General features: G+C 57.8%; 26 protein-coding genes. 10 read left to right on the forward strand and 16 right to left on the reverse strand.

All coding sequences use genetic code 11. The features are described 5' to 3' along the window. Positions 1–2 precede the first annotated feature (2 nt). Genes rpmC through rpsJ form a run of 10 tightly spaced genes read right to left on the reverse strand, consistent with a single transcriptional unit; the run spans position 3 to position 4680 of the window. Positions 3–233 carry a 50S ribosomal protein L29 gene (rpmC, locus tag QZ383_RS13700; protein WP_192113621.1) on the reverse strand — a complete coding sequence of 77 codons (231 nt, stop codon included), beginning with the start codon at positions 231–233 and terminating at the stop codon, positions 3–5. Beyond that, positions 234–647, reverse strand: a complete 414-nt coding sequence (gene rplP, locus QZ383_RS13705) for a 50S ribosomal protein L16 (protein ID WP_022658154.1) — start codon at positions 645–647, stop codon at positions 234–236. Next, positions 647–1288, reverse strand: coding sequence for a 30S ribosomal protein S3 (gene rpsC, locus QZ383_RS13710; protein WP_022658153.1), 642 nt, complete (start codon positions 1286–1288; stop codon positions 647–649). The genes rplP and rpsC overlap by 1 nt, the downstream gene beginning before the upstream one ends. Positions 1289–1291: 3 nt before the next feature. Beyond that, the gene (gene rplV / locus QZ383_RS13715) at positions 1292–1630 is read right to left on the reverse strand and encodes a 50S ribosomal protein L22 (protein WP_022658152.1); all 339 of its coding nucleotides are present in this window, start codon (positions 1628–1630) and stop codon (positions 1292–1294) included. 9 nt (positions 1631–1639) lie between these two features. Continuing rightward, positions 1640–1924, reverse strand: coding sequence for a 30S ribosomal protein S19 (gene rpsS, locus QZ383_RS13720; RefSeq protein WP_022658151.1), 285 nt, complete (start codon positions 1922–1924; stop codon positions 1640–1642). Positions 1925–1933: 9 nt separating this feature from the next. Further along, positions 1934–2782, reverse strand: a complete 849-nt coding sequence (gene rplB, locus QZ383_RS13725; protein ID WP_240824104.1) for a 50S ribosomal protein L2 — start codon at positions 2780–2782, stop codon at positions 1934–1936. 2 nt (positions 2783–2784) lie between these two features. After that, positions 2785–3075, reverse strand: coding sequence for a 50S ribosomal protein L23 (rplW, locus tag QZ383_RS13730; RefSeq protein WP_192113624.1), 291 nt, complete (start codon positions 3073–3075; stop codon positions 2785–2787). A gap of 1 nt (position 3076) precedes the next feature. Continuing rightward, positions 3077–3709, reverse strand: a complete 633-nt coding sequence (gene rplD, locus QZ383_RS13735) for a 50S ribosomal protein L4 (protein ID WP_291446257.1) — start codon at positions 3707–3709, stop codon at positions 3077–3079. Between the two features lie 11 nt (positions 3710–3720). Further along, positions 3721–4350 carry a 50S ribosomal protein L3 gene (rplC, locus tag QZ383_RS13740; RefSeq protein WP_240824100.1) on the reverse strand — a complete coding sequence of 210 codons (630 nt, stop codon included), beginning with the start codon at positions 4348–4350 and terminating at the stop codon, positions 3721–3723. A gap of 12 nt (positions 4351–4362) precedes the next feature. Next, the gene (gene rpsJ, locus QZ383_RS13745; RefSeq protein WP_022658146.1) at positions 4363–4680 is read right to left on the reverse strand and encodes a 30S ribosomal protein S10; all 318 of its coding nucleotides are present in this window, start codon (positions 4678–4680) and stop codon (positions 4363–4365) included. A gap of 767 nt (positions 4681–5447) precedes the next feature. Here rpsJ and QZ383_RS13750 point away from each other — a divergent pair. Both QZ383_RS13750 and secA read left to right on the forward strand, forming a co-directional pair. Further along, the gene (locus QZ383_RS13750) at positions 5448–6812 is read left to right on the forward strand and encodes a tetratricopeptide repeat protein (RefSeq protein WP_291446259.1); all 1365 of its coding nucleotides are present in this window, start codon (positions 5448–5450) and stop codon (positions 6810–6812) included. A gap of 374 nt (positions 6813–7186) precedes the next feature. Continuing rightward, a complete protein-coding gene (secA, locus tag QZ383_RS13755; RefSeq protein ID WP_291446261.1) occupies positions 7187–9766 on the forward strand; it encodes a preprotein translocase subunit SecA in 2580 nt (859 codons plus the stop codon). 138 nt (positions 9767–9904) lie between these two features. Here the strand turns inward: secA and QZ383_RS13760 are convergent, their stop codons facing one another. From QZ383_RS13760 to QZ383_RS13770, 3 genes are all read right to left on the reverse strand, one after another. Next, positions 9905–10228 carry a multidrug efflux SMR transporter gene (locus QZ383_RS13760; RefSeq protein WP_291446263.1) on the reverse strand — a complete coding sequence of 108 codons (324 nt, stop codon included), beginning with the start codon at positions 10226–10228 and terminating at the stop codon, positions 9905–9907. A gap of 141 nt (positions 10229–10369) precedes the next feature. Next, positions 10370–11779 carry a GNAT family N-acetyltransferase gene (locus QZ383_RS13765; RefSeq protein ID WP_291446265.1) on the reverse strand — a complete coding sequence of 470 codons (1410 nt, stop codon included), beginning with the start codon at positions 11777–11779 and terminating at the stop codon, positions 10370–10372. Positions 11780–11883: 104 nt separating this feature from the next. Next, positions 11884–12756 (reverse strand): PHP domain-containing protein, encoded by an 873-nt coding sequence (locus tag QZ383_RS13770; protein WP_291446267.1) that lies wholly within the window; start codon positions 12754–12756, stop codon positions 11884–11886. Positions 12757–12857: 101 nt separating this feature from the next. Here QZ383_RS13770 and QZ383_RS13775 point away from each other — a divergent pair, with 101 nt between their 5' ends. The 4 genes from QZ383_RS13775 to acs all read left to right on the forward strand — a co-directional run bounded on the left by QZ383_RS13775 (position 12858) and on the right by acs (position 17025). After that, the gene (locus tag QZ383_RS13775) at positions 12858–13079 is read left to right on the forward strand and encodes a Trm112 family protein (RefSeq protein WP_291446269.1); all 222 of its coding nucleotides are present in this window, start codon (positions 12858–12860) and stop codon (positions 13077–13079) included. Then, on the forward strand, positions 13079–13639 hold the full coding sequence (gene yfcE / locus QZ383_RS13780; RefSeq protein WP_291446270.1) for a phosphodiesterase: 561 nt from the start codon (positions 13079–13081) through the stop codon (positions 13637–13639). Before QZ383_RS13775 ends, yfcE begins: the two co-directional genes overlap by 1 nt. Positions 13640–13720: 81 nt before the next feature. Next, the gene (locus QZ383_RS13785; protein WP_291446403.1) at positions 13721–14422 is read left to right on the forward strand and encodes a Maf family protein; all 702 of its coding nucleotides are present in this window, start codon (positions 13721–13723) and stop codon (positions 14420–14422) included. A gap of 557 nt (positions 14423–14979) precedes the next feature. Beyond that, positions 14980–17025, forward strand: a complete 2046-nt coding sequence (gene acs, locus QZ383_RS13790) for an acetate--CoA ligase (protein ID WP_291446271.1) — start codon at positions 14980–14982, stop codon at positions 17023–17025. A 170-nt stretch (positions 17026–17195) separates the two neighbouring features. Here the strand turns inward: acs and QZ383_RS13795 are convergent, their stop codons facing one another. Next, positions 17196–17603 (reverse strand): hypothetical protein, encoded by a 408-nt coding sequence (locus QZ383_RS13795; RefSeq protein ID WP_291446273.1) that lies wholly within the window; start codon positions 17601–17603, stop codon positions 17196–17198. Then, complete coding sequence (locus QZ383_RS13800; protein ID WP_291446275.1) at positions 17603–18136, reverse strand: hypothetical protein; 534 nt, start codon at positions 18134–18136, stop codon at positions 17603–17605. The genes QZ383_RS13795 and QZ383_RS13800 overlap by 1 nt, the downstream gene beginning before the upstream one ends. A gap of 201 nt (positions 18137–18337) precedes the next feature. Here QZ383_RS13800 and QZ383_RS13805 point away from each other — a divergent pair, with 201 nt between their 5' ends. The 4 genes from QZ383_RS13805 to QZ383_RS13820 all read left to right on the forward strand — a co-directional run bounded on the left by QZ383_RS13805 (position 18338) and on the right by QZ383_RS13820 (position 21546). Beyond that, a complete protein-coding gene (locus QZ383_RS13805) occupies positions 18338–18586 on the forward strand; it encodes a FeoA family protein (protein WP_022658134.1) in 249 nt (82 codons plus the stop codon). 158 nt (positions 18587–18744) lie between these two features. Beyond that, positions 18745–18999 carry a hypothetical protein gene (locus QZ383_RS13810; RefSeq protein WP_291446277.1) on the forward strand — a complete coding sequence of 85 codons (255 nt, stop codon included), beginning with the start codon at positions 18745–18747 and terminating at the stop codon, positions 18997–18999. Positions 19000–19145: 146 nt separating this feature from the next. Further along, entirely contained in the window at positions 19146–21281 is a 2136-nt protein-coding gene (locus QZ383_RS13815) for a heavy metal translocating P-type ATPase (RefSeq protein WP_291446279.1), read from the forward strand. Further along, positions 21259–21546 carry an HMA2 domain-containing protein gene (locus tag QZ383_RS13820; RefSeq protein WP_291446281.1) on the forward strand — a complete coding sequence of 96 codons (288 nt, stop codon included), beginning with the start codon at positions 21259–21261 and terminating at the stop codon, positions 21544–21546. The genes QZ383_RS13815 and QZ383_RS13820 overlap by 23 nt, the downstream gene beginning before the upstream one ends. A 77-nt stretch (positions 21547–21623) precedes the next feature. On the opposite strand, the gene QZ383_RS13825 is transcribed toward QZ383_RS13820, so the two are convergent. Further along, positions 21624–22799, reverse strand: a complete 1176-nt coding sequence (locus tag QZ383_RS13825; protein ID WP_291446283.1) for an aminotransferase class I/II-fold pyridoxal phosphate-dependent enzyme — start codon at positions 22797–22799, stop codon at positions 21624–21626. Between the last annotated feature and the right edge of the window lie 27 nt (positions 22800–22826).

A 22826-nucleotide genomic window follows, 5' to 3' on the forward strand; every position in this document is an offset into this window, starting at 1 on the left:
GTTCAGGCCCTCTGTTCCTTTTCGTTCAATACGGTCTCGATGCGCGCCACCTGCTTGCGCATGACTTTCAGTTCGGAAGTCTTTTCAAGCTGCGCAGCGGCATGCTTGAAGCGGGCGTTCATCAGTTCCTGGCGCTGCTCGGTAAGAGCCGTGCGCAGCTGTTCCACGCTCATGGAGCGAAGATCCTGCGCGGCGGGCCGGGCGGCGGTTTCGGTCTTTTTCTTGGCAGCCATTTAGATGCCCTCCCTCACCACAATGATGGTCTTAACGGGCAGCTTGTGAGCGGCGCGGGTCAGCGCCTCACGCGCGAGGTCAAGGCTCACGCCCTTGATTTCATACAGCACGCGGCCGGGCTTGACCGGAGCGCACCAACCCACGGGTGCACCCTTACCGGAACCCTGACGGGTTTCCAGAGGCTTGGCCGTTACGGGGCGGTCGGGGAACACACGGATCCACACTTTGCCGCCACGCTTAATGTGACGCATCATGGCGATACGAGCAGCTTCAATCTGCTGGCTGGAAAGCTGGCCATGCTGCACGGTTTTAAGGCCGATATCACCAAACGCAATGGTGGCGCCGCGGGTGGCCAGGCCACGCAGGCGGCCTTTCTGCCACTTGCGGAATTTAACTCTTTTGGGCGCAAGCATTACTGATCAACCTCTTTGTCAAGGATTTCACCCTTATAGATCCACACCTTGACACCAATGATGCCGTAGGTGGTGTGCGCTTCGGCAAAACCGTAGTCAATGTCGGCACGCAGGGTCTGCAAGGGCACTCGGCCATCGCGATACCATTCGGTACGGGCGATTTCTGCACCGGCCAGACGCCCGGCGCAGGTTACCTTGATGCCTTCGCCGCCAAACTTGCGGGCCATGGACACGGTACGCTTCATGGCGCGCCGGAAGGCCACGCGGCGCTCGAGCTGCTGGGCGATGTTCTCGGCCACCAGCTGGGCGTCCACTTCGGGGCGACGGATTTCGTTCACTTCAAGAGAGAACTCGCGGCCGAACTTCTGACGAAGATCGTTGCGAAGCTTTTCGATTTCCACACCCTTGCGGCCGATAACAATACCGGGGCGAGCGGTGGAAAGGATAAGCCGTACCTTGCCGCCGGCACGTTCGATCTCGATCTTGGAAACCCCGGCATGAAACAGGAGCTTCTTCACGAACGCGCGGATTTTGCTGTCTTCATAGACAAAGGCAGGGTAGTCCTTCTTGCTGAACCAGCGGGACTGCCAATTCTTGTTATACCCAAGCCGGAACCCGAACGGATGTACTTTCTGACCCATAGCCTATTCCTGCCCTTCTGCGAGTATAACGGTGATGTGGCTGGTGCGCTTGTGAATCTTGGTCGCCCGGCCCTGAGCCCGGGGCATAAAGCGCTTCCAGGTGGGGCCTTCGTTCACCACGATTTCCTTCACCACCATGGCATCCACATCAACGCCGCCCAGCTGCGAGGCATTGGCCAACGCGCTCTTGAGCACGCCGAAAAGCACGCCAGCGGGCTTGTTGGGCGTGAAGCGCAGAAGGTTCATAGCCTCCTCCACTCCAAGACCCTGCACGTTCTTGGCCACAAGACGGGTCTTGCGCGGCGAAACGCGCTGGAATTTTGCAATAGCTTTAGATTCCATATGCCTACCCTACTTCTTGCCGGCCTTGGCCTTTTTGTCGGCGGCATGCCCATGGAAGGTACGAGTGGGCGAGAATTCACCCAGCTTGTGGCCAACCATGTTTTCGGTAACGAACACCGGCACGAACTTCTTGCCATTGTGCACCGCAAAGGTCAGTCCCACCATTTCGGGCAGGATGGTCGAGCGGCGCGACCAGGTCTTGACTACACGGCGGTCGCTGTTCGCCACGGTGCTGTCGACCTTTTTCATCAGATGGCCGTCAACAAACGGCCCTTTTTTCAACGATCTCGGCATGAGCTACTCCTACTTCTGGCCGCGGCGTTTGATGATCAGCCGGGAAGAGGCCTTCTTCTTGTCGCGGGTCTTGTAACCCTTGGCAGGCATACCCCAAGGCGACACAGGATGACGGCCACCAGAGCTTCTGCCTTCGCCACCGCCCAGGGGGTGGTCGATGGGGTTCATGGCAACGCCGCGAACCTTGGGACGACGACCCAGCCAGCGGTTGCGGCCAGCTTTGCCCAGAGAGATGGTTTCGTGATGCACGTTGCCCACCTGACCCACGGTAGCCACGCAGGTAGCAAGCACCTTGCGCACTTCGCCCGAAGGCAGACGCAGCAGGGCGTAGTTGCCTTCTTTGGCGACCAGCTGGGCGTAGGTACCGGCTGCGCGGCACATCTGGCCGCCCTTGCCGGGGTAAAGCTCAATGTTGTGCACAACGGTACCCACAGGAATGCGGGCCATCTGCAAAGCATTGCCGGGTTTGATGTCGGCCACGACGCCATTGCGCTCGTTGATGCCGGACATGATCTTGTCACCCTGCTTCAAGCCAACCGGAGCGAGGATGTAGCGCTTTTCGCCGTCCGAATAGTGCAGCAGCGCGATACGGGCGGTACGGTTGGGATCGTATTCAATGTGCGCAACAGTGGCTTCAATGCCGGTCTTATCGCGCTTGAAATCGATGATGCGGTACAGACGCTTGACGCCACCACCGCGACGGCGGCTGGTGACTCGACCCAGATTGTTGCGACCGGCCTTTTTGGTGAGGCCTTCAGTGAGCGACTTCTCAGGGCGCGTCCGGGTGATTTCCTCAAAGTCGGAAACCGTCTGGAAGCGACGCCCCGCGGAGGTCGGTTTCAGCTTGCGGACAGCCATGATTACACTCCCTCGAAGAACTCAATTTTATCGCCCTGGCGCAGCGTAACATACGCTTTCTTCCAGCCGGGCTTACGGCCAACAACGCGACCCTGGCGCTCCCTGTTCATGGGGGCGCGGCGCACTACGTTGACGGCTTCCACTTTAACATCAAAAGCCTTTTCCACGGCCTGCTTGATTTCAAGCTTGTTGGCCAGGGTGTGGACCATAAAGGCCACCTGCTGGGCTTCGTCCTTGATCAAGGTCGTCTTTTCGGTCAGCAGGGGCTTGAGCAGAACAGAAGTGGTTTCCATCTTACGCCCCCTTCTTTGCGAAACGAGCCTGAACAGGTTCGATAGCGCCTTCAAGCAGAACGAGCTGCTTGTGCTTGAGGATTTCAAGCACGCTCAGGCGATCGACAGTGGTCATGGTGAGGCCCGGAATATTGCGAGCGGAACGAACCAGCGCGCTGTCTTCTGCGGGCGCCACGATGAGAGCCTTGGAAAGGCCCAGCGTGTCGGCAACCTTGGCGAAATGCTTGGTCTTGGCTTCGGGCAGTTCAATACCCTTGACCACCATCAGGGTCGCGGCAGCCAGGCGGCTCGACAGGGCCATCTTCATGGCCAGGGCGCGCACCTTGCTGTTAACCTTGAAGCTGTAATCGCGGGGGCTGGGTCCGAAGATAACGGCACCACCGCGCCAAATGGGCGAACGGTTGGAGCCGGAACGGGCGCGGCCCGTACCCTTCTGCTTCCAGGGCTTAACGCCGCCGCCGGAAACCAGCGCACGGGTCTTTGCCATATGCGTGCCGGCGCGTTTGGCCGCCATCTGGGCGCGCGCCACGAGATTGAGGATTTCGGGCCTCACCTCGATTTCGAACACGTCGGAAGCCAGCGTGATTTCGCCGCTTTCCTGCTTGTTCTGGTCATATACTTTCACGGTAGCCATTGCTGCTTCCTCTACTGCTTGCGGATCAGCACCAGCCCGTTCTTGGGGCCGGGCACGGAACCTTTGACCAGAATGACGTTGTCCTCAGGACGCACATCAACGATGGTCAGGCCCATTTCCGTAACGGTTTCATTGCCCCAATGGCCCGCCATTTTCCGACCCTTAAAAACATGGCCAGGAAAGGTGTTGTTACCAATGGAACCATTGTTGCGGTGCACCTTTTCGCAGCCGTGGGTATCTTTGGAACCGGCGAAATTCCAGCGGCGCATGCGCCCCTGGTAGCCTTTACCCATGCTTGTGCCGGTCACCTTGACCGTATCGCCTGCGGCGAAAATTTCAACGGTCAGTTCCTGACCCAGCTCCTGTTCCGGCGCACCCGCAAGGCGGATTTCGCGCAGATGGCGGAAAAGACCCTTGCCAGCCTTGGCGAAGTGTCCCTGCATAGCCTTGGTGCTGTGCTTTTCCTTAGCGGGGGTCAGCGCGATCTGAACGGCGTTGTAGCCGTCAGTATCCGCAGTTTTGACCTGGGTGACGGGGCACGGACCGGCCTCAATCACCGTGACAGGCACGGCAGCGCCAGCGCCGTCAAATATGCGGGTCATACCAAGTTTGCGACCCAAAATTCCCATTTTCTCAGCCATGACTGCCTCTCGCTAGAGCTTGATTTCCACGTCCACACCGGCGGGCAACGAAAGCTTGCCCAGCGCGTCGACGGTCTGCTGCGTGGGTTCCAGGATATCCATGAGCCGCTTGTGAATGCGCATTTCAAACTGCTCACGGGACTTTTTGTCCACATGCACGGAACGCTGCACGGTGTACTTGTGAATGTTGGTGGGCAGGGGAATTGGTCCCGCCACACCGGCACCGGTATTGCGCGCCGTATCCACGATTTCCGCAACGGCTTTATCCAGAATGCGGTAATCGTAGGCTTTGAGCTTGATCCGAATGCGATCGCTGCTAACTGTCGTCATTGTGCCTACTCCGTTTGCAAAAACATCCCGCGCGGCCCTTTGGGCTACGAGCGCGGGCTCCTTCACAGCATACGCGGGCCATGAAGCATGGCCCGAAGGGCCGACCTCACCCTGGCAAGGAACGGAAAAACGGAGCAACGTAAGGGGTTGCGCTAATGCGCGCATCACGCCTGAAATTTCAGGAAGAATTCGGAAGATTGGACGCCTGAACGCGCCTGCATCATCCGCGTGATGCTCCCCAGCGTCGCCCAGGCTAAGCCACTCCATAGAAAGAGAGGCTAAGCGGTCCCGCAGGGTCACCAAATGGGGGCTATCCCCCTACCTTACAGCCCCGGGTCACGCGCGGCCTGGGGGCTGCGGTGGGATCCGTCTTTGGGCTGGAACGGCTCGACATTGTCCGGCATTCGGTAACGCCTGCACATGTCAAAACCCTCTGCGACCTTACTGTGGTCGCTTTGGGTGCATCAGGATGGGCTCAACCCACCCTTCCCTGCCGTCCAGGGAACGCCGATAAAAATCGCTTCTTATCGCGCGGAGATTTTTTCTATCCAAGTTCCCCTTGGACGTCAAGCCATTTTTGCATTATTTTTATCACGTCATCCAGGTTTTTTGCCGCGCCAATCTTACTTCTTGACGCTTGCCCCTGCAAAAAACTAAAAGAGCCGCACCCCTCCGGCAATTTGCCAAGATGACGCCCTTTCGTCGCACGCTCTTCACCATTTTGCGCTAATTTGTCATCTTAGCTGTCAATATATTCAGGAGATCCTATGTCCATGATTGATGCCGCAAACAGGGCAAAGCTTAATTCATACCAAGACACTGTCATTAATTACATTACGAAAGAGAATGGACACATTCTGGCAGTGAGCGATGACCAGGCCTTTTGCACGCAGTTGCGCCTTACCCTCGCCAAAGAGATGGGGCTTACAGCGCAAAGCATTTTTACCGCCATTACGGACCCACGCATGATGCTTCGCGAGCTTCGCGACATTCTGGCCCGACACCCTGCCCCTCTTATCTTTATGGAGCGCAGTATTGGCGGTCAGGATCTGAGCTTCCTGGTTGGCCAGATCAAACAAGCCTTTAACGCGCTTAAGATTATTGTTCTTACGAGCGATGTGCAGCGCGACCGCCTGATGCTGCTTCACGAGGTCGGGGCGGACAACTTTATCGCCAAGCCTGTTTCTGCCAATACGCTCATTGAAAAAATGGCTTTTACTCTCAGGCCGCAAAGCAAGCTTGGGCAGGTCATTGACGTGGCAAAGAAACTGTTGGCGCAAAAAAAATACGACATGGCGCTGACAGCCTGCCAGAAAGTTTTGCAGCTCAAGCCGGGCAGCGCTGCGGCATTTCTGCTCATGGGCGATATTTTCCGCGCCACCCAGCAATACGACAAAGCCCGCATTGCCTATGAATCTGCCGCCAAATCTGCTGATCTTTACCTCGCCCCACTCCAGCGGCTGGCAGAAATGTACGAGGAAATAGGCGATGTGCCTCAGCAGGTGCGCTACCTCGAAAAACTGGATTCAATCTCGCCCCTCAACGTAAATCGAAAAGTCAGCCTTGGCGAGGCCCACCTCGCAAACGGTGATGTGGAAAAGGCCGAAGCCTTCTTTGAAAAAGCTGTGGTGCAGATGAACCGGGAAGCTGCCGATGGCCTCAGCGCCCTTTCAAGCCGTATTGCCGGTATTTATGGCGAGCGCGACCCTGAAAAGGCAGAAAAATTTCTGCGCAGCAGCCTTGAGGCCAAGGGCAAACGACTTGGGCGGGAAGATCTGGCCCTGTTCAACCAGCTGGGAATCAGCCTGCGTAGGCAGGGACGCTGGCAGGACGCCATCACGGAATACAAGCGCGCCATCAAAATCGCTCCTGACGACCCAACGCTCTATTATAATGTAGGCATGGCCTTTGCCGAAGGCGCGGATTTTATCCAGGCCAAGGCAAATCTGGTAAAGGCCCTTGATCTGGAACCAGAAATGGTCAAGAGCAGCGCCTCCATCGCCTGCAATTTTGGAGCGGTCTTTCTTCAGTCGGGCGATCGTGACAGGTCGGTACAGTTCTTTCAGTTGGCCCTTGCTCTCAAGCCCGGCATGAAACTTGCCCTTCAAGGCCTCGAACGCGCAAGAAAATAATTTTGTGTGGCTGCCAGCTGGCGAGATATGGGCGCGCTTGCCCCACCCCACCTGTTCTCTGACCGATAATATTTTTGCCGCGTCACATTGCCAACCTCAATATTATGTCTTATTTTTAAGAGATGCCGTAAATTGTCCAATTGGGCAAAGCATGGCGAATGCAGCACATTCCGCAGCGCACCCAACATTGGTGTTTGCGCAGCGCAAGCGACCGACCATTGCGCTAGACAGATCAGATCGAAAATGTTTGTCTGCACGGCGCGGATTCTGAAAAATCCGGGCCATGGTTGCTTCTCCGTTACGGACGAGACAGTAGAGATACTTAGGTGGTAAGCGAGCATTTCAAAGTGAAAATGCTCTAGTAAGGAGACTTCATGTTTGGTTTTCTTTTCAAAAAAATCTTCGGCAGCACCAACGACCGCTACTTGCGCAAACTTCACCCCATGGTGCAGCGCATCAATGCGTTCGAGCCTGAAATGCAGCAGCTGGCCGATGCAGATTTTCCTGTACGCATAGCGCAATACCGTCAGGAAGTGCAGGACGGCACCAGAACGCTGGATGCACTGCTGCCCGAAGTTTTTGCCCTGGTGCGCGAGGCCTCAAGCCGCAGACTGGGCATGCGCCACTACGACGTGCAGCTCATCGGCGGCATGGTGCTGCACAAGGGCAAGATTGCCGAAATGAAGACCGGTGAAGGCAAAACCCTTGTGGCGACCCTGCCTGTAGTGCTCAACGCCCTGTCTGGCAAGGGCGTGCATGTGGTCACGGTCAACGACTACCTTGCCAAGCGCGACTCGGCCTGGATGGGCCAGCTGTATGAATTCCTCGGGCTGAGCACCGGCGTTATCGTACACGGCCTTGACGACGAAGAGCGCAAAGCCGAATACGCCAAGGATATCACCTACGGCACCAACAACGAATTCGGCTTCGACTACCTGCGCGACAACATGAAGTTCTACGCCAACCAGCTGGTGCAGCGCGGGCACAACTTTGCCATTGTGGACGAAGTGGACTCCATCCTCATCGACGAAGCCAGAACGCCGCTCATCATTTCCGGAGCTTCCGATGAATCGGTGGGCATGTACCGCACGGTGGACGACATTGTCCGCCAGCTCACCCCCGAACACTACACGGTTGACGAAAAAGCCCGCACCGCCATGCTCACCGATGAAGGCGTGGCCCGGTGCGAAGAGCTGCTCAAGCTGGACAACCTTTTTGACCCAGCCAACATCACGGCCCAGCACCATGTGATGCAGTCGCTCAAGGCGCATCAGATTTTCAAGCGCGATGTGGACTATATTGTTCAGGAAGACCAAGTAATTATTGTTGACGAATTCACTGGCCGCCTCATGGCTGGCCGTCGCTATTCAGATGGCCTGCATCAGGCGCTGGAAGCCAAGGAACACGTCACCATCGCCGCTGAAAACCAGACGCTTGCCTCAATCACCTTCCAGAACTACTTCCGCCTGTACGAAAAACTCTCGGGCATGACGGGTACTGCGGATACCGAAGCTGTGGAATTCCATCAGATCTACAGCCTTGAGGTCATCTCCATTCCGCCCAACAGGCCCATGGTTCGCAAGGATTATCCTGACCTTATCTACCGTTCGCGGCAGGAAAAGTTTGACGCCATTGTTGAAGCCATTGCCGAACTGCACAAAAAAGAGCAGCCCGTGCTCGTGGGCACAATTTCCATTGAAACGTCCGAAATGCTTTCCCAGAGGCTGAGCAAGCTCGGCATCCCGCACAGCGTGCTCAATGCCAAGCAGCATGAGAAAGAAGCCGAGATTGTGGCGCTGGCAGGGCAGAAAGGCCGCGTCACCATTGCCACCAACATGGCTGGCCGCGGCACGGACATTATGCTGGGCGAAGGCGTTGTGGATCTGGGCGGCCTGCACATTCTTGGCACAGAACGCCACGAAAGCCGACGCATCGACAACCAGCTGCGTGGCCGCTCGGGCCGTCAGGGCGACCCCGGCTCTTCGCGCTTCTACCTTTCGCTGGAAGACGACCTCATGCGCCTCTTTGGCTCTGACCGCATCAAGGGCCTCATGGAAAAGCTGGGCCTGCGCGATGGCGAAGCCATTGAGAACGCCATGGTTACCCGCGCGGTGGAAGGTGCCCAAAAACGTGTTGAAGCCCACCACTTTGAGATACGCAAAACCCTGCTTGACTATGACAACGTCATGAACCAGCAGCGCGAAGTTATCTACACCCTGCGCCGCGAGCTCATGGTCGAGGAAGACCTCGAGCCTGTTTTGCAGGAATTCATGAGCGATGTGCTGGACGACGTGTACAGCCCGCTGGCATCCCTGCCAGTGGACGGCCAGGACGAAGCCCGCGCCGCAGCCCTGGCGCGTCTGCGCGAGGTTTTCAACCTCGACAGGGTACTTGAAGAAGGAGCGCGCCTGCCCGAGCGCGAAGAAACCGAAGTTATGGCACAGGGCATTCTTGACAAGCTCAAGGCAGAAACCGGCCCCACCTATGCCGATATTCTTCGTTACTTCCTGCTGGAAGAGCTTGACCGCTGCTGGAAAGAACATTTGCGCAACATGGACGCCCTGCGCGACGGCATAGGCCTGCGCGGCTACGGACAGCGCGATCCAAAGCTTGAATACAAGCGCGAAGGCTTTGAAATGTTCCAGGGCATGCTGTTCCAGATTCGAGAGAGCGTGTTCCGCGCCCTTACGCGCATTCGCGTACAGATTGAGCCTATCGCCGCCGAGCAGGAACAGCAGGAAGTGGAAGTCCCGGTTGATGAGCCGCAACACACCCCCGTTTCGCGGGAATACCGCCATAAGGAAAGCAGCTCCCAGCTCTCCTACTCCAGCGGCGGCAGCATTTCGGAAGATCCCAAGAAGCCCGCCAAGGCCGCGCCGCGTATTGGGCGCAATGACCTTTGCCCCTGCGGCAGCGGCAAAAAGTACAAAAAGTGCTGCGGGCAGGATAAGTAACTGCTTATATTGCACCACCAAGCGATACCGAGAAACACAAAAGGCGGGGGACAACCCCGCCTTTTTATGTTCCATGCCCTGTGTTTATGCAGCAACTATGCTCACGCGCCGATCATGCCGCGCGGCAGGCAAAACGTCCTATGTCTGGGATGAAAAGAACTTTGTTCCTACGCTGCCGATGATAATAAGGGCGATAAAAAACAACTGGGGCAGCGAAACCTTGTCGCCGAAAAAGAGCGCCCCGCCCAGAACCACGCCCACAGTGCCAGCACCTGTCCAGAGGGCATAGGTCATACCCGCCGGGAGCCCGCGCATGGCTAGTGCCAGCAGGCCCATATTCACAAAGCTCAGTACAATGGGCACTGCTGCGGCCTGCCAGTTGCCCAGCGTAGAAGCCCACTTGAGGCTGAGCGCCCACAAAATTTCTGTCACCACAGCCAAACTCAATGCAAACCATGCCATACCCAATACTCCTTTGCGTGGGCTCGGATAAAAAGGCATGACCTGCGGAAACCCAAAAGAACAGAACAATGCATCCACGGAACGGCGTACAACTGCCATCTGCCCACAGATGTGTCAACCAGAAAACCCAGCTCCCGAAAATCAGAAATAATCCGAAAAATACGGTTTGTCCGGCGGGATCAGCGTCTCCAGCGTTTTAAGCAGATGATAGTCCATGTCGATGCGGTCATTGTTGTACAGATAGGTGGGGCGCTTGTAGCCCATCAGCATCGTTGTGAGCGTTTTGATATCCAGCGAAAGGCGATGGCCCGTGCTCCAGGTATTTACCTTTTCGCAAAAAGTGCGGCCGTCACGCCAACTTACATGGAAGATGCCGTTGTTCCACGGGGCCATGACATCACTCACTTCCAGTTCAAGGGTCAGCTTGGGGTCTTCAAACTGGAAGGAGTACAGCTCAATAAAGCGCTGCACATCCACAATACGGGCCATGGCGTAGGGCTGAATGCTCTCGTCAATTTCACTGTCTTCAAACTGGAAGGCAATGGGTTCGCCAGTGTAGTTGGCTCCTTCCACCTTGGTAATCATGGAAAAATGGGCGCTGATATAGTTCCAGATGCCGTACTTGGCCTCCTGGTTCAGGTAGACCATTTCCTTGATGCTGAAAACTTCGTTCTCAATGTAGTAGATAACATAGCCCAAGGGCTTGCCGTCGGCGCTGTAGTACACCGCCGCCATGACGTCGTCCGAATCCCAGCGCCAGTATTCTTCCCACTCCAGTTTACCGCGAATGAGCGCGCCGTGTTCCTGAAGCGCAAAATACTTGTAAACGCGGTGCAGGTCTTCGCACTCGATGTCCACGCGCTCTATCTGCCCGTCTACGGGGTGACGCTTGGGCAACTGGGTGTCCTTGATGGCAAAGGTCATCTTGTCCGAGACAATTTCCCAGCCGTGCTTGCGGTACAAAGGGATGGAATAGGGGCAGAGGTAGGAAACAATCTGCTGCTGCGAGCGCATGTATTCAAGGCTTTTGCCAATGAGCGAGTGGATCAGCCCACGGCCCGTGTATTCGGGATAGGTGGCCACACCTGTGATGCCGCCCATTTTGCAGATTTCGCCCTGGATATTCACTTCCATAGGGTAGATGACGATCTGCGAGGCAAGGTGCCCCTTATAGAACCAGCCCATGACGTGCGATGCCTCAAATATGGGCATTTTGGACTGCTTCATCTCCATGTCAGACCAGCCGATGCGGGCCATTTCAGATGTGCTGACCTGAAAGGCGTAGCGCAGCAGGGCCTCAAACTCCTCAAAATCGTCTTCGCCAAGCTGGCGTAGTTCAAAGGCTTCCGTGCCTACGTCCTTGCCTGAAGGGGCTTCTCTGTGTGGGGCGGCAGTGCCCTGCGCGGCTGACCCGCGCTCGGGTCGGGCAACAGGAACAAGCGGCGCGCCATCGTGTTCGTCAGGGGGCACCCCTGCACCACGAAAAGGATGCGGCTCCAGCCGTGGCCCCTCAAGAGGGGGAAGATGTTGCTGTTTATGAAGAATACGCATGCAATGCCTTCCAGATAAGTGTGAAAAACCGCTGTACATCGGGTGACCCGATTGCGCAAGCGGTTTGACCTGGCCGCCGCAAACGGGCGATGGAGGGGGAACGGTCAGATATGGAGGCCAGCGGAGTTGCGGCGGTCTTTCAAGTCTTCAAGCACTGCCGAGCTGACGCGCAAGCCCCCGTAGCCTTGCCCCAGCCGGATCGTGGGCTTGTTTGATCCGTGATAGTCCGATCCGCCGGAAACGCCAAGGTCAAAACGCTTGGCCAGAGCCAGGCAGGTGCGTACATCGGCTTCGGAATGCTCGCTGTGGTAGGCCTCGATGGCGCTGAGCCCGTATTCCTTGAGGCGGGCCACCATGGAATCCAGCCATCCTGAGGGGGCCTTCCAGAGCAGCGGATGCGCCAGGCATACCGTTGCCCCCATGGAGGCCAGCAACCGAACGCTTTCATCAGGTTCCAGCACGGTTTTGGGCAAATATGCCTTGCCCCGGCTGCCCAAAAATTCCTTGAAAACCTGCCGGGGATCCTTGGCGAATCCCTTACGCAGCATCACAGCCGCGATATGCGGTCGCCCCACGCTTTCGCCCTTGGCCGCCGCCAGCACTTCTTCCATGCTGATGTCGTAGCCGAGATCCTGCAACTTTTTTACTATGCCTACATTGCGCTCTGCCCGCATTTCGCGCAGCCAGCGCAGTTTTTCCAGCAAAGGCTGGGGATTTTCCGGTAGCCACAGGCCAAGAATGTGCAGTTCGCCCAGTTCCGTGCCTGTCGAAATTTCGCAGCCGCGCACAACCTCAATACCAAGCTCGCGCCCGGTCCGCTGCCCCTCGTCAAGGCCAGACAGGGTATCGTGGTCAGTAATGGCCACTGCTGCAAGGCCTGCGGCATGGGCATTGCCCACAAGCTGGGCGGGAGTGTCCGTACCGTCAGAAGCGGTGGAATGAGTGTGCAGGTCGATGAACTTCATACTATCTTTCATGGGATAATTGTTATACCGCAAAATGACAATATGGGGCAAGCCTTGAACTGGAAGACGCTTGGCGATAGAATACTCCCTCACGATCAACAGAAGGATACTTTATGCCTATGGAAACCCGCGAGTTACTGCAAATTCTGGCTTGTCCCAAATGCCTGGGCAACCTTGTGGCGCTGGAAGACAACGGTTCTGTCGCCGCATTTGCCTGCAAGGCCTGCGGCGTGGTCTATCCAGTGCGCGACAATATTCCCATCATGCTGGTTGAAGAAGCCATTCCCCTTGAAGAGTGGAACAAGGAACACCCTGCTGCCAAGGAATGCGCCTGATGCGTCTGCTTGTCGCCTCCGACCTGCACGGATCTGTTGAAAGCCTGCTTTTTTTGCTGGAAAAAGCGAGAGAGCTGACCCCTGACGCACTGGTGCTGCTGGGCGATCTGGTTTACCACGGCCCGCGCAATCCCCTGCCGCAGGGCTACGACACCCGCTCTGTGCTGCAAACCATGCCCGATCTTTCGGCCTTGCCCTGTCCGGTGATGGCAGTGCGCGGCAACTGCGATGCCGAGGTTGACCTGTGCCTGCTGCCCTTTGCAGTCACAGAATCCACATGGATTGAAGCAGACGGCCTGAGCATTTTTGCCAGCCACGGGCACCATCTGCCCGAGCGCCCGCCCTGCCCCGGCATCAAAGCTGGAACTGTGCTCTTGCGCGGGCATACCCATGTGCCGCGCGGCGAAACCATTGATGGCCTGCACTTCTGGAACCCCGGCTCCCTTTCCCTGCCCAAGAGCGGCTCGCCCCGCACCTACGGCCTTATAGAAAACGGCGTCTTTTGCGTGCTGGACATGCAGGGCGGCGAAATATTGCGCCACGCTCCCGCACAGCGCTAATCAGGCTTTACCATGTCCTACAATATTGCTCCGTGCCCGGCCCCTGCCGATACGTCCGCGCAGCTGCGCCCGCTGTTCCGCATGGCCTCAGGCCTTGAGCTGCTTCTGGCTTCGGCCTCGCCTCGCAGGCGGCAATTCTTGAACGAATGGGGAATCCCCTTCCGTCTGGCCCTCACCAATGCTGACGAACCGCGACCGGAACAGGGCGAATCCCCGGAGGCCTATACCCGGCGAGCTGCCACGGCCAAGGCGCTGGCGTCAGGCCATGCCTTTTGCCAGCTAGGCGCTGCCAGCCATGGATTGCAGCCTGTGATTCTGGCCGCAGATACCGTGGTGGCCGTGGATGGTGATATTCTTGGCAAGCCGGAAACCCCGGCCCACGCCTTGCGCATGCTGGAGCGGCTCAATGGTCGCGGACATGAAGTTATCAGCGCCGTGTGCCTGCTGCTGCCTGCCGATGCAGCTTTTGACACTGCGCAAGCAGCGGGGCCTGCCGACGCCACTACTGGCCCCAATGTGGACGAATGCTGTGTCGGCTCGTTTCGCATGCTGTCATTCAGCGACACCAGCCGTGTTTTCCTCCACCACTGGCCTCAGCCAGTGCTGCAAGCCTACCTGGACACCGATGAGCCGCACGACAAAGCGGGCGCATATGCCATTCAGGGGCAGGGAGCTGTGCTGGTTGAGCGCGTTGACGGCTCATGGAGCACGGTAGTGGGGCTGCCCGTTACCCAGCTTGCCCAGGTCATGCTGGACAGAGGCCTCATGCTGCCCTGCGCCTGACCAGCTATCCCCTTTCGCCATGACACAGCTGCCCTATGGGCTGCGTCATGGCTGCCTTTCCTTCCCCAATAGCCCCACAACCAGTCTCCTTGCCAAAAAAAATTCAGGAAGACATGCGCCCCTGCTTTCGCTGAATCCGCCCGTGCTGCCAAAAGTGTTTCAGCTGCGCTTGCCCTCGTTCATATTCCTTTTTTCCACTGGGCACCCGATTACTGCAAGCGTTCGGTGATGGTTTCTGTTTGCCTTGGCCAATCTGATTTGAATGGCGGAGCACTTTTTTGCCCTTTCTGGAATGGCGCTGAAAAAAGTCAAGAAAAATTAAAAAAAGTTTGCCGCCAATTGTGAATTATTTCTTCAATTGGTATGGCGTTCCAATCCGCATGGACTGGTATCCTAGGTTGCCTTTTATGCCATATTGTGAAAATATGCACAGGCATGACTGAAAGATCAATCAATTCCGGGCTCTTGACGCCTCTCTAAAATGTTTTTAGTGCTGTACCATGGAATTATTTCACCTCTAAAAATTCTATGCAACACACAGGAGGGAGGATTTAATCATGTCCCAGGAAAGGATCACAACGCTGTTAAATGAGAACCGCAGCTATCTTCCACCTGAGCACGGCAAAACTTCTGCATGGGTATGTGGGCCAGAAGAATATGACGCTCTCTGCAGCCGCGCACTGGAAGACCCCAACGACTTTTGGGGTGCGCGAGCATCGCAGTTGATCCATTGGTTCAAACGCTGGGACAAAGTGCTGGAAGCAGATGAGGTAAACCATAAATACAAGTGGTTTACAGGCGGCAAGCTTAATGCCTCCTTTAACTGTATCGACAGGCACCTCATCTCTGGGCGGCGCAACAAGGCCGCGCTTATCTGGCAGGGCGAGAAGGAAACTGACGTTCGCTGCTACACCTACCAGATGCTTTATACTGAAGTGTGCCGCGTTGCACATGCTTTGAGCTCGTTGCGCATTCGCAAGGGCGATCATGTGGCTTTGTACATGCCCATGATTCCGGAACTTTTTATCGCCATGCTGGCCTGCGCCCGCATTGGCGCCATCCACACAGCCATCTTTTCCGGCTATGCGGAGGGCGGCGTGCGCAGCCGTATTCAGGGTTGCAAAGCCCGCGTTGTCATCACGGCAGACGCGGCGGTGCGCGGGGGCAAGTTCAAGCCGCTCAAGGCCAATCTTGATCCCATCCTTGAAAAGTGCCCCTCGGTGGCGCACGTGGTTGTGGTCAAGCATGCTGGCATTGACGGCGTCAACATGCAGCGCAACCGCGATGTGTGGTGGCATGACCTGATTGATGACTTTACCCTTAACCCGGACTTCCCCTGCGAACCCATGGACGCCAACGACACGCTCTTTCTGCTGCACACAAGCGGCAGCACGGGCAAACCCACCGGCGTCATGCATTCCACGGGCGGCTACCTCACATACGCGGCGCACTCAACGCAGTGGTGCTTCGACATGCGCGATGACGATGTGTACTGGTGCACGGCAGATGCAGGCTGGATCACAGGCCACACCTATGGCGTGTACGGGCCGCTTTCGCTCGGGGCCACCACGCTCATGTTTGAGGGCGTGCCCACATGGCCCTACCCTGACCGCTACTGGCGTATTGTGGAGAACTTCCGGGTCAACATCTTCTATACCGCGCCCACGGTCATCCGCTCGCTTATGCGCATGAACGAGGCCTGGACAGAGCGCTACGACCTGCGCAGCCTGCGCATTCTCGGCAGCGTGGGCGAGCCCATCAACCCCGAAGCGTGGCAGTGGTACCACAAGAACATCGGCGGCGGCGAGCTGCCCATCGTGGACACATGGTGGCAGACCGAAACCGGCGGCGCCATGATCGCTCCCATGCCCTATGCCACCAAGCTCAAGCCTGGGTCGGCCTCAAAGCCTCTGCCCGGCATTGACGCGGCGGTTATAGGCACTGCCTCGCGTGACGGCGACGAGGCCGAAGCGGGCAGCAAGGCTGGGCATCTGGTCATCCGCCGCCCCTGGCCCGGCATGATGCAGGGCGTGTATAATGATGAAGAAAAGTACCAGTCCTACTTCTCACGCTTCGGCTGCTATTCATCAGGCGATGCGGCAGAAGTTGATCAGGACGGCTACTTCTGGATTCTGGGCCGCGTGGACGATTCCATCAACGTGTCTGGGCATCGGCTCTCCACGGCGGAAATCGAAGCCGTGCTGGCTGCGTGCCCCGAAGTGGGCGAAGCCGCAGTGGTGCCCATGCCTCACGCCCTCAAGGGCGAAGGCATCTACGCCTATGTTGTTACGCGGGATGAAGTGCCGTGGAGCGCGCAACTGCGCGTAAAACTGCGCGATGCCGTGCGCCGCGACATCGGCGCGCTTGCCAGCCCGGAATTCATCCAGTTTGTGGACGCCATGCCCAAGACCACCTCGGGCAAGATCATCCGCCGCATGCTGCGCAAGATCGCTGGCGACAGCTATGAAGACATCGGCGACACCACTTCGCTGGCAGAACCGGAAGTCATCGGCAAAATAATTGAAGGACACCGCAACCTTGTTGCAGGCAGGCACGAAACGGAAAGCGCCCCCGAAGGCGCTGCCGAAACCGCGCAGGTCTGATACTTCAGGTGCAGGGCTGCCCGGAGCGGCTTTGCACTCTAACCGGGGCGCACCCTCAACGTCCCGGCAAAACAGCACACCCCCGCAGATTGTGCCATCGCGGGGGTGTGCTGCTGTCTGCGGTACTGCAAAGCCAGACTGGAAAGGGATGCCGCCTACTTTGCTGCTTCTTATCGCCGGGGGTCGCCTCTCTGCGGGTCATGGGGGACAGTACCTGCCGCCTGCACCGATTCATCTTGCGCCGATTCATGCTGCGACGGTTCACCCGGCCTTGGTTCAGCGGGCACAGATTCAGCAGGCGATTGCGCACCATCCGTCCTATCTGTTCCAGCCACAGCGCTCCAGCGCCCAAGCGTATCACGCATCCACGCCCATACAGCCCGGCTTTCTTCAGGCATGCACATGGAGGCAAGGCACAAGGCAATCACCAAGAGGGCAAGAGCCGCCAGCACCAGAGCCAGAGCCTGTGCCGCAAGCGCAAAAGCTGCCACAGCCACAAAGATCGTCAGCAGCCACTTGCCTGCAAATGCGGCGTAGCGCGCACAGGCGGCGCGCACACGTTCAACGGAAGCTTTCATTAAACAGCCTTGCGCCGAACCCACACGTGACGGCTGGCCATCAAGGCCCAGGCAAGACCCGCCAGCAGATGCAGCGGCTTGGGCCCGGACAGACCTGAAGCCAGGCACACCCCTGCTACGCCCAGCATGGCCCGAACCTCCAGCTTGCGCTGCGAAATTCCCAGAATATTTCTTTTGTCGCCCCTGCTGCCCAAAGAGAACCCCGTGGTTGCAGATGCCCCTTTGTGGCTGCCTTTACTACGCCACTGCTCACACCGTTGGGCGCGTGCCGCGGCGCGCAACTCAGCAGCCACCTCGGCCTGAGGACGGGCCAGAACCGGCACGCTCTGCTCTAGCCGCTGGCACAGGCTGGCAACGTCCACACCGGGTTTGAGAATCAGCAGCATGGATTCAGAGCCGGGGCGCACATCAAGCACGTCCTTCTCTTTGCCAAGCGTTTTCTGCACAGCGCTGCGCACGGCAACCTCACCCAGAGCAGGATGGCGCAAACGCGCCCGGCCTTCCATACTATGCACTACATATTGAGGAAACATGGCCTCTCCTTGTTGCAGACTAAAGCCCTGATCTGTCATCAAATTTGAAAACGACTTTCTTTTCTCTTGACACAGAACCGTAATGAAGGCAAGGTTGTTTCGTGGATTACAGCAAGGGTTGAACACCCGGCCTGTCCATCCTGAACGGTTAAAAGCCATTGAACAAATTCGCCACCAGCATCAAACATAGAGAGTGCACGCATGAGCCAGATTGTCAATCTGCGTCAGATGCAAGTAGGACAGCAGGGAAAGATTGCAGCCGTTGAAGCCCTCGGCGAAATGAACCGCCGCATTCGCGACATGGGTCTTATCCCCGGCACCACGGTCTCCATTGTAGGCCGCGCGCCCCTTAAGGACCCTGTCGCCTTGCGCCTTTCAGGCGTAACCATCTCCTTGCGCAACAGCGAAGCCGACTTCATCAAAGTTGACCTTTCCGGCGCGTCCAGCTAGCTTTTATCTAAGCATCCTGCCCTGAAAATTTGCCAGTTTTACCGTCCGGTCGCAATAGAGCGACCGGACGGAGGCTGGACTATTATCTCGATTCGGCCATCTGCCGCATGCTGGAATCGCTGACCGAATCTGGACACACACGAGCAAGGAGAAGGAAAATGAACGAAGGCATGAAGTGCGGATTGTGGTTTTTGGGCGGCGTTGCCCTTGGTGTGCTCGGCGCGGTGGCCGTTAGCAAGGGCAAGCTGGATTTCAAGCCCCTGGCCACTGACCTTTTGAGCCGCGGCATGGACGTAAAAGACGCCCTGCTGAGCAAGGTTGAAGCCATCAAGGAAGATGTGGAAGACCTCACCGCCGAGGCCCGCCTTGCCGCTGAAAAGCGCAAGACCACCAAGGACGCCTCCGAGGCCTAATCCCGCAGTTTTGGCAACGCCTTTTCGGCGCTGAACTGCCAGTGCCGCCCGAGCATTCGGGCGGCACGCAAACTCTCCATCCTCAGTGTATGCAGAGGATCGTTCAGGACAGTGCGGCTCAGGCCGCCCCGCTTCAAGGAGCGCGCATGCGTTTTTTTATTGTTCATGAATTGCGTGGCATCACAACGCCGGAATCCGGCAGAATGCGCGTGCGCGCATCAAGCTGCCTCGGTGAAGGCCGTATTGAGGCGCTGGCTGGTGCCCTGGCGTCACTTGAGGGCATTACCGAAGTGCGCGCCAATGCCCTGATCGGCAGCCTGCTGATTTTTTATGACAACGAAGAAACGCGCGTCACGGCTCTCACCTTGCTGGTGGGCGCGGCTGATGCAGGCGCTCAGTTTGATATTCAGGGACAGCACTATGAAAGCGCACTTTCGCCCACTCAGGGGCTTCTGCCTCTGGTGCGCTATGTTTTCGTGCGCCCCTTTTTGCCGCTGGCCCTGCGCGTATTCAACAGCGTTATGGGCGCGCTGCCCTTTTTGTTCAAAGGTCTGGGCGCGCTTTTGCGCGGCACCCTGAGCGTTGACGTTCTGGACGCTGCCGCCATTGGCGCGTCGCTCATCATGGGCGACTTCCGCACGGTCAGCATGCTTACCCTTCTGCTGGGGCTGGGCGAGACCCTTGAAGACTGGACACGACGACGCTCCATGGCTTCGCTGACCGAAAGCCTTGCCTTGAATGTGGAAAATGTCTGGCTTTTGGTGGACGGCACCGAAGTTTCCGTCCCTCTGGCGCAGGTGCGCGAGGGTGATCTTGTGGTTGTGCATGCTGGCGGCTCCATCCCGGTTGACGGCGAGGTTGCCGAAGGCTGCGGCCTAGTGAACCAGTCGTCCATGACCGGCGAACCCCTTGGCGTGCGCCGCACAGAGGGTGCTTCTGTTTATGCTGGTACGGCCCTTGAAGAAGGGCGGCTTGTGATCCGCGCCCGCCATGTGGGCGATGGCACACGCCTGCGGCAGGTTGTAAAATTTATTGAAGAGTCTGAATCGCTCAAGGCGGGCGTGCAGGGCAAGTTTGAACGGCTGGCTGATCTGGCTGTGCCCTTTACCTTTGGCCTTGCCGGGCTTGTGTGGCTGATCACCCGCGATTTCCGCCGCGCATCTTCCGTGCTGCTGGTGGATTACTCGTGCGCCCTCAAGCTCGCCACGCCGCTGGCGGTGCTGGCCTCCATGCGCGAAGGCGCACGCCACGGCATTGCCATCAAGGGCGGCCGTTACCTTGAGGCCCTGAGCGAAGCTGATACGCTGGTCTTTGATAAAACTGGCACCCTAACCCAGGCCAGCCCCAAGGTTGTGGAGGTCATCCCGGCCCCTGGCTTTGAGCGTGATGAAGTGCTGCGCATCATGGCCTGCCTTGAAGAACATTTTCCCCACCCTGTGGCCCGCGCCGTTGTGCGTAAGGCTGAGGAAGAAGGCCTGCAACACGCGGAGGAACACGCCCACGTGGAATACGTGGTGGCGCACGGCGTTGCCTCCACCCTGCACGGTAAAAAAATGCGGGTGGGAAGCCGCCACTACATTGAGCATGACGAAGGCGTCGACCTTTCGCCCCTTGCTGAAGCTATCGGCCAGCAGACCGAGCTTGGCCGCTCCCTGCTTTTCATGAGCGAGGACGGACAGGCCGCCGGGTTGGTATCCATTGAAGACCCCCTGCGGCCCGAGGCGGCACGTGTAGTTGAAGCCATGCGCGGCCTTGGCATGCGCCGGGTACTTATGCTGACGGGCGATGACGAGCGTACGGCCAGAGCCGTGGCGGCGCAGGTGGGCATTACGGAATTTCGCGCGCAGGTGCTGCCTACGGACAAAGCCCGCATTGTGCAGGAACTGGCGGCAGAAGGCTGCAAGGTGCTCATGGTGGGCGACGGCATCAACGACGCCCCTGCCCTGTCAGCGGCGCATGTCGGCGTTGCCATGAGCGATGGCACGGATCTGGCCCGCGAAGTGGCCAATGTGCTGCTGACCCATCCCAGCCTTGAGGGGCTGGTCAGCGCCCGCCTGCTGGGTAACCACACCCTGCGCCGGATTCACGGGAACTTTGTGGCCACAATGACCCTCAACAGCCTGTTCCTGATGGGAGGCCTGTTCATGGTGCTTGGGCCAGGAGTTTCTGCCCTGCTGCATAACCTGACCACTCTTGGCGTTGCCCTTAACGCCATGCGCCCCCACCTGCCGAAAAGCCTGCCCGGCGAGGAGTTCCATTATGAACGCCATCCATCTGCTTAGGTATGTGCGCAGTTTTGTAGACGGCAGGGTCCGCATACGCCATCCCGCCCTGCGACACGAAAGCGTGTTACGGCTGGCCCGAGAGAAGATGGAAGCCATCAACGGCGTGCACGCAGTGGAAGGCAACAGCGTCAGCGGCTCCATGCTGATTACGTATGACAGCGCGGCAATCCCCCGCGAAAAGCTTTTTGCCATTGGCGAAGCCTGGGCGCGGTATCTTGATGCCGTCAACGCAGGCAAAGACAGCGCCATTCCGCAATTCTGAAAACAAACCCCGCAGGGCTACGTCTCGCGGGGTTTGTTGCATATGGCGGGGCAGGCCCCAAACATTTTAAGTTATTTTTACGCAAGGCCCGTTTTCACCAGCCATTCCTCAAACCGGGCAAGATGGGCAGCAAAACTTTTGCGGCCATAGCCTATGCGGAAATACGGTTCCTTGATGCCGTATACCGAACCCGGCAGCAGCAAAACTCCGGCTTCATGGGCCAGCCTTTCGCAAAAATCCGCCACTGGCTCGCTGAGCCGTATGCGAGGAAAGCCAATGGGGCCAGCCTGTGGGCGGTTATACGTAAACAGACTGGCATAACGGGCAAAAAAAGCGTCTGCCGTCTTGAGGTTCTCGCTAATAATAGCCCGATTTTTTGCCAGCAGATGTTTCCCATGCCGCAGAGCCACAAGGGCCAGCGCTTCCGAGGGGGTTGCCCCGCAAATGCTCAGATAGTTTTTGTAGCGCGCCACGTCTTCCATCAGTGCGGTGTCCCGGCAGGCCAGCCAGCCCACGCGCAAACCCGGCAAGCCGTAGGCCTTGCTGAGCACGCCGAGTGAAATACCCTTTTCGTACGCGTCTGCAATCCAGGGTGCGTTGTCGCCTGCCTGCTGCGCACCTGCGGTGGCCCCTGACTTTGCACTTTCCGGGTTCCAGCCCAATCCCCGGTAGACTTCATCGCAGAAAATCCAGGCTCCACGCTGGCGGGCCAGCTCGCACAACCTGCCGGTCTGTTCCGGGTTCAGGGTAAAGCCCGTGGGATTGTTCGGCGTATTGAGCACAATGGCCTTGGTGTCGGGCCGCAGCAACGCTGCCAGTTCATCCATATCTCCCTGCCAGCCCTGCTCCGTCTGACGCAGATGCCAAAAGTCCACATGGCAGCCCATGCTTCGGGCAACTTCATACAAGGACTGATAGGCGGGGAACATGCATACCACATGGTCGCCCGGCTCGAGCAGGGTGTTCATGCAGGCAAAAATACCTTCCTGCGCACCGGTAAACAGCACCACGTTTTCTTCGGCCATACCCGCGTACAGCCCTGCCACCGCGCGGCGAAGATCGGGCCTGCCGTTGTTTTCGCCATAGCCAAGGCTGGTGTTCAAAAAATCCTGCCGGGCTGAGGCCGCATCCGGCTCCAATCCCAGCAGGGCATCAATACTCATGGCCTCGCAGTCTGACTGCGCCAGAAGATACGGCGTAGAAAATTCGTATTTGCCAAAAAATACTTCAAGCTCAAATGCTGGAACACGCATGGTCTGCACCCGAATTCGGCCCAATCC

The organism is Desulfovibrio sp. (assembly GCF_019422935.1).
GTDB lineage: Bacteria > Desulfobacterota > Desulfovibrionia > Desulfovibrionales > Desulfovibrionaceae > Desulfovibrio.

What these genes read in the sequence shown, in the direction of transcription:
- QZ383_RS13765 (WP_291446265.1), bottom strand. Translation starts at nt 11,779, where the DNA reads ATGCGTATTCTTCATAAACAGCAACATCTTCCCCCTCTTGAGGGGCCA.
- QZ383_RS13775 (WP_291446269.1), top strand. Translation starts at nt 12,858, where the DNA reads ATGCCTATGGAAACCCGCGAGTTACTGCAAATTCTGGCTTGTCCCAAA.
- QZ383_RS13750 (WP_291446259.1), top strand. Translation starts at nt 5,448, where the DNA reads ATGTCCATGATTGATGCCGCAAACAGGGCAAAGCTTAATTCATACCAA.
- secA (WP_291446261.1), top strand. Translation starts at nt 7,187, where the DNA reads ATGTTTGGTTTTCTTTTCAAAAAAATCTTCGGCAGCACCAACGACCGC.
- rpmC (WP_192113621.1), bottom strand. Translation starts at nt 233, where the DNA reads ATGGCTGCCAAGAAAAAGACCGAAACCGCCGCCCGGCCCGCCGCGCAG.
- rpsJ (WP_022658146.1), bottom strand. Translation starts at nt 4,680, where the DNA reads ATGACGACAGTTAGCAGCGATCGCATTCGGATCAAGCTCAAAGCCTAC.
- yfcE (WP_291446270.1), top strand. Translation starts at nt 13,079, where the DNA reads ATGCGTCTGCTTGTCGCCTCCGACCTGCACGGATCTGTTGAAAGCCTG.
- QZ383_RS13800 (WP_291446275.1), bottom strand. Translation starts at nt 18,136, where the DNA reads ATGTTTCCTCAATATGTAGTGCATAGTATGGAAGGCCGGGCGCGTTTG.
- rplV (WP_022658152.1), bottom strand. Translation starts at nt 1,630, where the DNA reads ATGGAATCTAAAGCTATTGCAAAATTCCAGCGCGTTTCGCCGCGCAAG.
- QZ383_RS13810 (WP_291446277.1), top strand. Translation starts at nt 18,745, where the DNA reads ATGAACGAAGGCATGAAGTGCGGATTGTGGTTTTTGGGCGGCGTTGCC.
- QZ383_RS13770 (WP_291446267.1), bottom strand. Translation starts at nt 12,756, where the DNA reads ATGAAAGATAGTATGAAGTTCATCGACCTGCACACTCATTCCACCGCT.
- rplW (WP_192113624.1), bottom strand. Translation starts at nt 3,075, where the DNA reads ATGGAAACCACTTCTGTTCTGCTCAAGCCCCTGCTGACCGAAAAGACG.
- QZ383_RS13760 (WP_291446263.1), bottom strand. Translation starts at nt 10,228, where the DNA reads ATGGCATGGTTTGCATTGAGTTTGGCTGTGGTGACAGAAATTTTGTGG.
- rplC (WP_240824100.1), bottom strand. Translation starts at nt 4,350, where the DNA reads ATGGCTGAGAAAATGGGAATTTTGGGTCGCAAACTTGGTATGACCCGC.
- acs (WP_291446271.1), top strand. Translation starts at nt 14,980, where the DNA reads ATGTCCCAGGAAAGGATCACAACGCTGTTAAATGAGAACCGCAGCTAT.
- rplP (WP_022658154.1), bottom strand. Translation starts at nt 647, where the DNA reads ATGCTTGCGCCCAAAAGAGTTAAATTCCGCAAGTGGCAGAAAGGCCGC.
- rplB (WP_240824104.1), bottom strand. Translation starts at nt 2,782, where the DNA reads ATGGCTGTCCGCAAGCTGAAACCGACCTCCGCGGGGCGTCGCTTCCAG.
- QZ383_RS13820 (WP_291446281.1), top strand. Translation starts at nt 21,259, where the DNA reads ATGAACGCCATCCATCTGCTTAGGTATGTGCGCAGTTTTGTAGACGGC.
- QZ383_RS13785 (WP_291446403.1), top strand. Translation starts at nt 13,721, where the DNA reads ATGGCCTCAGGCCTTGAGCTGCTTCTGGCTTCGGCCTCGCCTCGCAGG.
- QZ383_RS13805 (WP_022658134.1), top strand. Translation starts at nt 18,338, where the DNA reads ATGAGCCAGATTGTCAATCTGCGTCAGATGCAAGTAGGACAGCAGGGA.
- rpsS (WP_022658151.1), bottom strand. Translation starts at nt 1,924, where the DNA reads ATGCCGAGATCGTTGAAAAAAGGGCCGTTTGTTGACGGCCATCTGATG.
- QZ383_RS13815 (WP_291446279.1), top strand. Translation starts at nt 19,146, where the DNA reads ATGCGTTTTTTTATTGTTCATGAATTGCGTGGCATCACAACGCCGGAA.
- rpsC (WP_022658153.1), bottom strand. Translation starts at nt 1,288, where the DNA reads ATGGGTCAGAAAGTACATCCGTTCGGGTTCCGGCTTGGGTATAACAAG.
- QZ383_RS13795 (WP_291446273.1), bottom strand. Translation starts at nt 17,603, where the DNA reads ATGAAAGCTTCCGTTGAACGTGTGCGCGCCGCCTGTGCGCGCTACGCC.
- QZ383_RS13825 (WP_291446283.1), bottom strand. Translation starts at nt 22,799, where the DNA reads ATGCGTGTTCCAGCATTTGAGCTTGAAGTATTTTTTGGCAAATACGAA.
- rplD (WP_291446257.1), bottom strand. Translation starts at nt 3,709, where the DNA reads ATGGCTACCGTGAAAGTATATGACCAGAACAAGCAGGAAAGCGGCGAA.